Source organism: Paenibacillus sp. SAFN-117, assembly GCF_051966115.1.
Classification (GTDB): domain Bacteria; phylum Bacillota; class Bacilli; order Paenibacillales; family NBRC-103111; genus Paenibacillus_L; species Paenibacillus_L residui.
Genome location: NZ_JBQCLK010000064.1, coordinates 1 through 8,441, shown reverse-complemented (window position 1 = coordinate 8,441; position 8,441 = coordinate 1). Strand labels below are relative to the sequence as shown.

Sequence of the window (8,441 nt, the reverse complement as noted above, 5' to 3'; positions counted from 1 at the left end):
TATTTCCAGATCCTGTAGGGCTAAAAGCGGATACCGTCTAAAGACGGTGGAGTTGAACCTCGCTTTTGGAAGTTAAATTGGCCTGCAGTACCGGTGGCTCCTGAGTATTGATGTCAGTCTCGAGCAGCGTATCCCCGATCTTCGTCCCTATATTTCCCATCAGGCCCGTCCGGAATCCGGCATGCTTCAGGATAGACTCGATCATATGACTGACCGTCGTCTTACCGTTGGTTCCGGTGACGCCGATCAGCTTGAGATCATGGCTCGGATAACTGTAATAATGAGCACAAATGACAGCCATCGCATATCGCGCATCCGGCACTTGCAGGGTCGGCACTCCTGCTCCGACCTCCCGCTCCGTGACCAATGCCGCAGCCCCTGCCCGTACAGCCTCCTCGGCAAAAAGATGCCGGTCCTCCTGCAGTCCCGGAATGCCGGGGATGCATATGAACAAGTCTCCCGGCCGCACCTTGCGGGAGTCCATCTGAATTCCGGTAATCTCAACCTCCGGATTGCCCTCTGTTTTCACAATAGTCAGCAGCGGAATCAATTCCTTAAGCTTCATGCCCCGTCCTCCCCGCCTAACCTTCGAAGATCGTCTGGTACTTCTGAATGTCACCGGCCCCCATAAATACCAATACCGAATCTTTATAGTCTAATAAATTGTTGACCGTGGATTCCGAAATAAGCCGGGCATTGGGAATCCGGTCGCGCAGCTGCTCGATCGAGACAGTGCCGCCTTCCTCGCGCGCCGATCCGAAGATTTGACACAGGTATACATCGTCTGCGCCCCGCAAGGATTGAGCGAAGTCGTCCATCAGCTTCTCCAGCCGGCTGAACGTATGAGGCTGAAATACGCTCACTATTCTTCTCAACGGATATTTGCTTCTTACCGCTTCCAGAGTCGCTCTAATTTCGGACGGATGATGGGCATAATCATCAATCACGATATTGCTCTTCCATTCCTTCTCGGAAAATCTTCGCTTGACTCCGGAGAAGGAAGCCATATGGTGCTTTATTTGCTCCAAATCGAGATTCAGGACAAGCGCCGTTCCAATAACCGCCAGGGCGTTGAGCACATTATGGCGTCCATAGGCCGGTATAGTGAACTGGCCTATTCCGTCGCCGCGCCAGTACACTTCGAAAGAGGTGCCGTTACTCCCGGCTACGGGTGCCGAGGCTCTCAGCAGGTTATGATCTTCGAAACCGTAGTACAGCACCTCTTTATCTATTCTTAATGACCGGACATGCGGGTCATCCCCGCATACAACGAGCAGACGGCCAACCAGCGAAGCCATCTCCTCGAACGCGCTGTGGACATCCGACAGGTCGGCATAATAATCCGGGTGATCGAAATCGATGTTCGTAATGACCGCAATTTCGGGGCGGTACGCCAGAAAATGCCTCTTGTATTCACAGCTTTCAAATACAAATAACCGGGCATCCTTCTCCCCCTTGCCGGTGCCGTCTCCAATCAGAGTGCAGACCGGCTCCACTCCTCCCAGCGCATGCGCCATCATTCCGGTTGTGGTGGTTTTCCCGTGCGATCCGGTAACGGCTATACTGATATAATCCTTCATCCACTCTCCGAGAAAATGATGATAGCGCCGGACCGGATATCCCAACCGCCGACAGTGGTCCAGGGCCGGATGCGAATCGGCGAAAGCGTTCGATGCGATCGCCGTCATATCGTCGGACAGCGGTGCCTCGGCGAACGGAAAGATGGGAATCCCTCTCGCTTCCAAAGGAGCTTGGGTAAAAAGCGGAGCCTCAGTATCCTCCCCCTGAACCTTATGTCCCAAATCATGCAGAATCTGCGCCAATGCGCTCATTCCACACCCTTTAATTCCAATTAAATGATAGTTTCCCATCCATAAAACCTCCAGCCTGCAGCTTAATATAAATGCAATATGTAACCTGATTATGCCATCACAGCTAAATATATTATTTACATTATACTGCATTCATTACCCCCTTTGCTCCCGAGTCGCCCTAATACGCAAAAAAAGGCGTCATGAAAGTCATGAAACGCCTTTAATATTTTATTTTAAAATATCTTCTTGGTCTCTCTCTCCGCTTTCAAAATCTCAACGGCTTCACGGAAGCGCATAGAATGCACTACTTCCCTTTCCCTTAAAAATTTCAAGCCGTCCTGCAAATCGACATCATCCGTCATATCAATAAGCCATTGATAGGTTGCTCTCGCCTTCTCTTCGGCGGCAATATCTTCATACAAATCCGCAATCGGATCCCCCTTGGCTTGAATATAAGTTGCGGTCCATGGCACCCCCGCCGCATTATGATAAAACAGGGCTCTGTCATGGTCGGCATAATGATCCCCAAGCCCCGCCTCCTTCAGCTGCTCGACCGTTGCATCCTTGGTCAGCTTGTAGACCATCGTTGCAATCATTTCGAGGTGAGCAAATTCTTCCGTTCCTATGTCCGTCAACAATCCGATGACCTTATCCGGGATCGAATATCTCTGATTCAAATACCGCAAGGCGGCGGCCAGCTCCCCGTCAGCCCCCCCGTATTGTTCGATCAAATATTTAGCCATCCGCGGATCGCACTTGCTGACGCGAACCGGATACTGCAGCTTTTTTTCATAAATCCACATAAAAAGCTCCTCCCATTTTGTTTACGTTATCCCTCTCTCTATATGGTTAGACCTGCCACGGCCATGGGGACTCTACCCACTGCCAAGGATAGCGCGAAAAGCTATGTCCAAACTGCATCAAAGGACCATATTCCAGCTCGAATTGATTGGCGAGCTTCTGCCTTTGCTGGGCAAGCTGGTTAAACTGCTGGAGAGCTTGTTGATCGCCGGGATGGGTGTCCAGATAAAGCGATAGCTCAACCAGTGCAAAATCGACCTCCTGCAGCTCCCGCAGCCTCCGGTAATATTGTTCATCCAACGTTTTTTGCATTACCGCTTCTTCTCCTTTCTATGGTCTGCCTTCATACGGACTGTATAAAGCCGGCCACAAAGTACCCCGCTTCAACGCCTCGGACAAATGGAATTGAGGTAAATTGGGCGGCTGGAAGGGGATATATAATTGGGGCGGTGTCTGATAAGTCTTCACCCGGATGGGCGGACATGGATCATGCGGCCCGATAAACGGATAGTAAGTTTTAACCTGAGTGAACATGGTCCCTTTACTCCTCCTCTTAGCTTTATTTGGGCTCTCACTGTTAGAGTATGACAGTCGCCTACATTTGGTTTGGGCTACCGCCCCTTTTTTATGGCTTACAAAATAAGAGAATTCCGGGAGTACCACCGCCAATTCCTCTCCAAAAGTTCTTCAGCGGGCGAAATTCGCTAATGATCCCGGAATTCGGACCGATTATTTTATTTCAGGGTTTTGCTCTGGAGTATAGATATTCACTCTTGTAATCCGCAGGCGGTCGATTTCCGCCACTTCGAACACGTGGTCATCCACTTCCACGGCCTTGCCTCTAGCAGGCATGCCTTCCAGTTCCTTGAACAGCCAGCCTCCGATGGAATCGACCTCCTCTTCTTCTATGGATAAATGGAGCAGTTCATTAACCTCCTCTAGGAGCATGCGGCCGGATACGGACACAAACCGGTCCTTCACCTCAATGTCCGGGCGTTCGTTCTCGTCGAACTCGTCCCTGATTTCTCCTACAATTTCCTCGAGAATATCCTCCGTTGTCAGTAATCCGGCGGTGCCTCCATATTCATCGATAACGATCGCCAATTGCGATCTACGCTTCTGCATCATCCGCAGCACATCGCTGATTTCCGTTGCTTCCGAAACCGCCAGGATGGGACGCAGGAAGTTTGCCAGATCATGCTCCTCATTCGGGTCCGCCGTCAATAAATCAGTAATATGCACGAAACCGATAATTTCATCTTTATCCTCTTCGGCTACCGGATAGCGGGTATGCTTGGTTAGATAGACCAGGCTCATATTTTCTTGAAAGGACAGCTCCGTGTACAGGCACTGCATATCGGTACGGGGCACCATGACTTCACGGGCCAACCGCTCGGAAAATTCAAAAATGTTGTCAAACAGCTTCATTTCATCCTTGTTGATATGCCCGCTCTTGGCGCTTTGGTTCATCAATATCCGGATTTCCTCTTCCGTATGCGCCTCCTGCCTGGCAGCGGGCTTAATACCGATTGCTCTCAGCAACCAATTCGCCGCCCCATTCAACAGCCAGATAACCGGATAAAACAATTTGTGAAACAAGATCAGCGGACCGGCAAGCCATAATGAGGTTGATTCGGATTTCTGAATAGCCAACGATTTAGGCGCCAATTCACCAAGCACGATATGTAAAAAGGTGATAATGACGAAAGCCAAAATAAAAGACAGCGTATGGCTGAACGCCGCATGATTCCATCCGAATACGGCTAGCATCGGATCGATTATTAATCTTGAGATCGCGGGTTCACCGACCCACCCCAGACCCAGGGATGCCAAGGTGATTCCCAATTGGGTCGCCGACAGATAAGCATCCAGCCTGTCCGTCACCTTAAGCGCGTATTTGGCTTTCGCATGATGATTTTTGGCAAGCTCCTGCAGCCGGGTAGCCCGGATTTTGACGAAAGCGAATTCCGCGGCGACGAAGACCCCGTTCAGAAACACAAGAAACAGGACCAGAGCAATATTCCAAATGATTTTCCCAAGTTCAAATGGAGTGTCCATTGGAATTGTCTCCTTTGCTTTCCGAATTACAACACCTCTTGCGTATTGTCCCATTTTTGCACCGGAATCATTCTTTAGGAGAATTTACTGCCTGGGAAAATAAAAAAAGCTCCTAACGGAGCCTTTTCGAAGACGAATAACCCGGTTTTAAAGGAAGCTTTTTATGCCAATTAGAAAGTTGTTCCATTTTAATGCTTTAATGAACATAAACTTTCTAATGTGGTAAAAAAAACAACTGCCTCTACAACAGAGACAGTTGGGTGCAAATCAGATAACCGCTTTTCTCTCTTTAAAATCGATTCCCTTGTAGTACATATCCGCAACCAGTAAATTCGGTCCGCAGCATCGGGCTTCCGGACAGTGGCAGTTGACCATTAAATTAAGAGGATGCTCCAGCCATCTTGCAAACACTTCCTCCAAACGGTCGGAATGAATATTGCCGAGAGATGATAAATCGGAGAAATCCGTAACATAAACGTCCCCTGTAAATAAGTTGACGTTCAAACGATTCCGCCCGTCCGGGTCATTGCGTACCGTTACATTGGGCTCCCTCTGCAGTCTTGCGATCAATTCGCGGTCTTGGGCATCGGAGCTGCAGCTAAAGAACGGCAGCGTTCCGAACAGCATCCATACCTCCCGATCCCGTTCATCCAGCAGACGGCTGATCGACTTCCTCAGCAGATCAAGCGGGAGCTTCGGCAGGTGAGCGGCAAAAGAACTCGGATACATCGGATGAACCTCGTGGCGGCGGCAGCCCATTTCGACAATAAGCTTATGGATATCCGCTATTTTGTCATGAGTACGGTAATTGATCATCGATTCCGCGGAAACGAACAGGCCGGCTTCGCTCAAAGCCCGGGTGTTGTTAACCATTTTCTCATACATTCTGGCCGCTGTGCTCTTCCTCACTTCATGCGAAGCGTTGGCAAAGCCGATCTGGTGGAAATCGTCGGCATTCAAGTAATTGAAAGAAATATGGAGGACGTCCAAATAAGGCGCCATCATCTCATACCTGGACAAATCCAGTGTGACGTTCGAATTAATTTGGGTGCGTATCCCTCTGGACTGCGCATATTTCAATATCGGGACGATATACTCCCGGACCGACTCTTCATGATAGGTCGGTTCTCCGCCGGTAATGCTGAGCGTCTGCAGATGCTCCACTTCCTCCAGACGCTTCAGCACGGAAGAAAGAGGGAGCTTCGCTTCCTCCTTCATAACAAGCGCGTCGCCTACCGCGCAGTGCTCACACCGCATATTGCACAGATTGGTCACCGTCAGCTCGATGCTGGTTAATACATGCTTGCCGTGCTGATGCAGGGACAATATCGGATCCCAGGGATCGTACTGGGGACTCATGGGTACTTTCATATTATTCACACCTGACTTTATTGTTGGTTTAGCCTGACCCTTATTGTAACTGAACGGAGCCAAAAGTTAAACCTTTCTATCCATGTGACCTCTGCCGAATCCAGCGTGGCGCCCACCAATTCGCTCTTCCGAGCAGTTTCATCAAGGCGGGGACAACAATAATGCGAATGAGAGTAGCATCGATCAGCACCGCCAAGGATAATCCGAGGCCGAGCGCTTTGATTATTTGAATATCCGTGTAAATGAATGAGCCAACCACGACGATCAGGATAAACGCCGCCGACGTTATGAGGCTTCCGGTTCTTCTTAAGCCCTCGGCCGTACTGGCCTCATTATCCCCGGTCTTCTCGTATTCCTCCACGATGCGGGAAATCAGGAAAACTTCATAATCCATAGATATTCCGAACACTACGCAAAAAATGATAATCGGAAGCGTCGCATCTACGTATCCTGTCGAAGTAATATGCAGCAACTCCGCCATAAATCCGTTCTGGAACACCGCTACGACTATCCCGATGCTTGCCCCCAGACTGAGATCATTCATCAGTACCGCTTTAAGCGGCAGCAGCACGGAACGGAAGGCGGCAAGCAGGACGAAGTAAGTAACGACCATCACAAAGCCGACCACCACCGGGATCCGCTCGTTAATCCGATCCAGCATATCCAGCCGGTAGGCCGGTCCGCCCGTTACCTTGACCTCAAGTCCTCCCGCATCGAGCTCGCGGATTTGCTTCACCAATCTCTCCGTATCTTTGCTTTCCGGATCATCTTCCGGCACGACTATCAATAAAGAGAAACGGTCCGATGCCAGCTTCTCCTCCTCCAGCTTGCTGCGCACCTCTTCCCTCGCCAGCAGGGCGGCAGCCTGCTCCAAAGGGCGGTCTTCAAGCATTGCCAGCAAGCTCTTCACTTCTTTAACCCCATCGAGCTCCCTAAGTTTGGCGGTGTAGGCAGCCATTTGACGCAAAGAAGCTTCAGACCAGAATTCCTCCTCCGCTTCCACATAGATTTGGATTGGATTCATCTCCCGCGCATCATAAGCCTCGGTCAACAGATCATCCCCGTGCCTGGATTCATAGCTGGGAGGCAGCATACCCGCGCTTGGAAGCCCGAGCTTCATGTCGCTGACCGGAAGCATGAACGTTATCAGGATTCCGCTCATGATTACAACGAGCAGAACGGGCCGCTTCATAACGGAATATGCGATCCGGCTCCATAGATGGGAGGCCTGCTGCCGCTTCTTCCAGCGGGAAGGGATGACGTTCCAGCGGTTTATGTTATGGCCAAATAGGCCCATCAAAGAAAGCAGAAGGGTGTTGGCGATGATGACCGACAGCGAAACGACAAGAACTCCTCCTAGGCAAAGAGTCCGGAAAATATTTAGCTCTATAAACAACATGCCGAGCAATCCGATCAACACCGCGACTCCGGAGAAAAAGATCGAACGGCCCGCCATTTGGCAGGTCATGGCCACTGCTTCACGCACATCCTGCTGCTGGTTCAATTCCTCGCGAAAGCGGCTGACCATAAACAAAGCGTAATCTATCCCGACCGCCAACCCAAGCATTGTCACCATGTTGGGCAGGAAATTGGACAAGGAGTAGCCTTGTGCGATGAAATAGGTAATCCCCAGCGTCGTCGTAACGCTCGCCAAGCCGACAATCAGAGGAAGAAGGGCTCCCAGAACCGTGCCAAAAATAAGCAGGAGCACCAACAAGGCGATGGGAAGGCCGATGACTTCCGCTTTGACGATGTCCTTCTTCGTCGCTACCTGCATGTCATGCAGAATCGGGGGCCCTCCGGTAATATCTACCTTCATGCCGTCCGGAGCCGTGATTTTTGCTTTAATTTCGGTAAATTTATCCAACGCCTCGTCCGTAGTCAGCTTGAGAAACACATTAACCGATTGAATATGGTCATGGCCCGCCACACGAGTAGCCGGATTGATAGCAATGCCGGCAACGTAGGGGAGCTCTTCAAGCGGTTTAAGGGAGTTCAGTATCGTTGTTATGGCTTCTTGATCCGTTAATTCCCGGGAATCGCTGGAGTATACCAGAATGAAATTGGAGGCCGGAAAATCAAGCTTCTCCTGAAGCGCAATCATTCCCGCATCGGAATCGCTGCCTTTCGGCGTGAACCCGTTATCTTTAAATTGGCCCGGAGCCTGAACCGCGAACAAAGCCATAAATACAAGGATTGCCGCCCATAATCCGGTTACCCAGCGGCGATAACGATACATTGCCTCCCCCCATAACCAAAACCAGCCCTTATCGGCACTTTCCCGCATGAATGCATCCCCCGTTACGTTCGATGAAATAATTAACTCAACTTTCGCACCTGAAATTCTTGCCTGATGCCAAGTATGACAAGGAGTTAACGGTATATTTCAGGTGGTGT

The 8,441-nt window shown here is 50.3% G+C and carries 8 protein-coding genes; all 8 read right to left on the bottom strand.

Annotated features, from left to right (window positions below; all coding sequences use genetic code 11):
• Positions 1 to 37: 37 nt before the first annotated feature.
• Positions 38 to 565: a Mur ligase family protein gene (locus ACTHRH_RS25230; protein ID WP_379286842.1), complete on the bottom strand. Its 528-nt coding sequence runs from the start codon at positions 563 to 565 to the stop codon at positions 38 to 40.
• A 16-nt stretch (positions 566 to 581) separates the two neighbouring features.
• Positions 582 to 1,871 (bottom strand): UDP-N-acetylmuramate--L-alanine ligase, encoded by a 1,290-nt coding sequence (gene murC / locus ACTHRH_RS25225; RefSeq protein WP_144932206.1) that lies wholly within the window; start codon positions 1,869 to 1,871, stop codon positions 582 to 584.
• 176 nt (positions 1,872 to 2,047) lie between these two features.
• Complete coding sequence (locus ACTHRH_RS25220) at positions 2,048 to 2,617, bottom strand: manganese catalase family protein (protein WP_150960365.1); 570 nt, start codon at positions 2,615 to 2,617, stop codon at positions 2,048 to 2,050.
• Positions 2,618 to 2,663: 46 nt separating this feature from the next.
• Positions 2,664 to 2,927, bottom strand: coding sequence for a spore coat protein CotJB (locus ACTHRH_RS25215; protein WP_144940185.1), 264 nt, complete (start codon positions 2,925 to 2,927; stop codon positions 2,664 to 2,666).
• A gap of 18 nt (positions 2,928 to 2,945) precedes the next feature.
• A complete protein-coding gene (locus ACTHRH_RS25210) occupies positions 2,946 to 3,149 on the bottom strand; it encodes a spore coat associated protein CotJA (protein ID WP_144940187.1) in 204 nt (67 codons plus the stop codon).
• A 195-nt stretch (positions 3,150 to 3,344) separates the two neighbouring features.
• On the bottom strand, positions 3,345 to 4,673 hold the full coding sequence (locus ACTHRH_RS25205; protein WP_440418197.1) for a hemolysin family protein: 1,329 nt from the start codon (positions 4,671 to 4,673) through the stop codon (positions 3,345 to 3,347).
• A gap of 267 nt (positions 4,674 to 4,940) precedes the next feature.
• The gene (gene yfkAB / locus ACTHRH_RS25200) at positions 4,941 to 6,044 is read right to left on the bottom strand and encodes a radical SAM/CxCxxxxC motif protein YfkAB (protein ID WP_379286975.1); all 1,104 of its coding nucleotides are present in this window, start codon (positions 6,042 to 6,044) and stop codon (positions 4,941 to 4,943) included.
• Between the two features lie 76 nt (positions 6,045 to 6,120).
• Complete coding sequence (locus tag ACTHRH_RS25195) at positions 6,121 to 8,331, bottom strand: MMPL family transporter (protein WP_379286977.1); 2,211 nt, start codon at positions 8,329 to 8,331, stop codon at positions 6,121 to 6,123.
• Between the last annotated feature and the right edge of the window lie 110 nt (positions 8,332 to 8,441).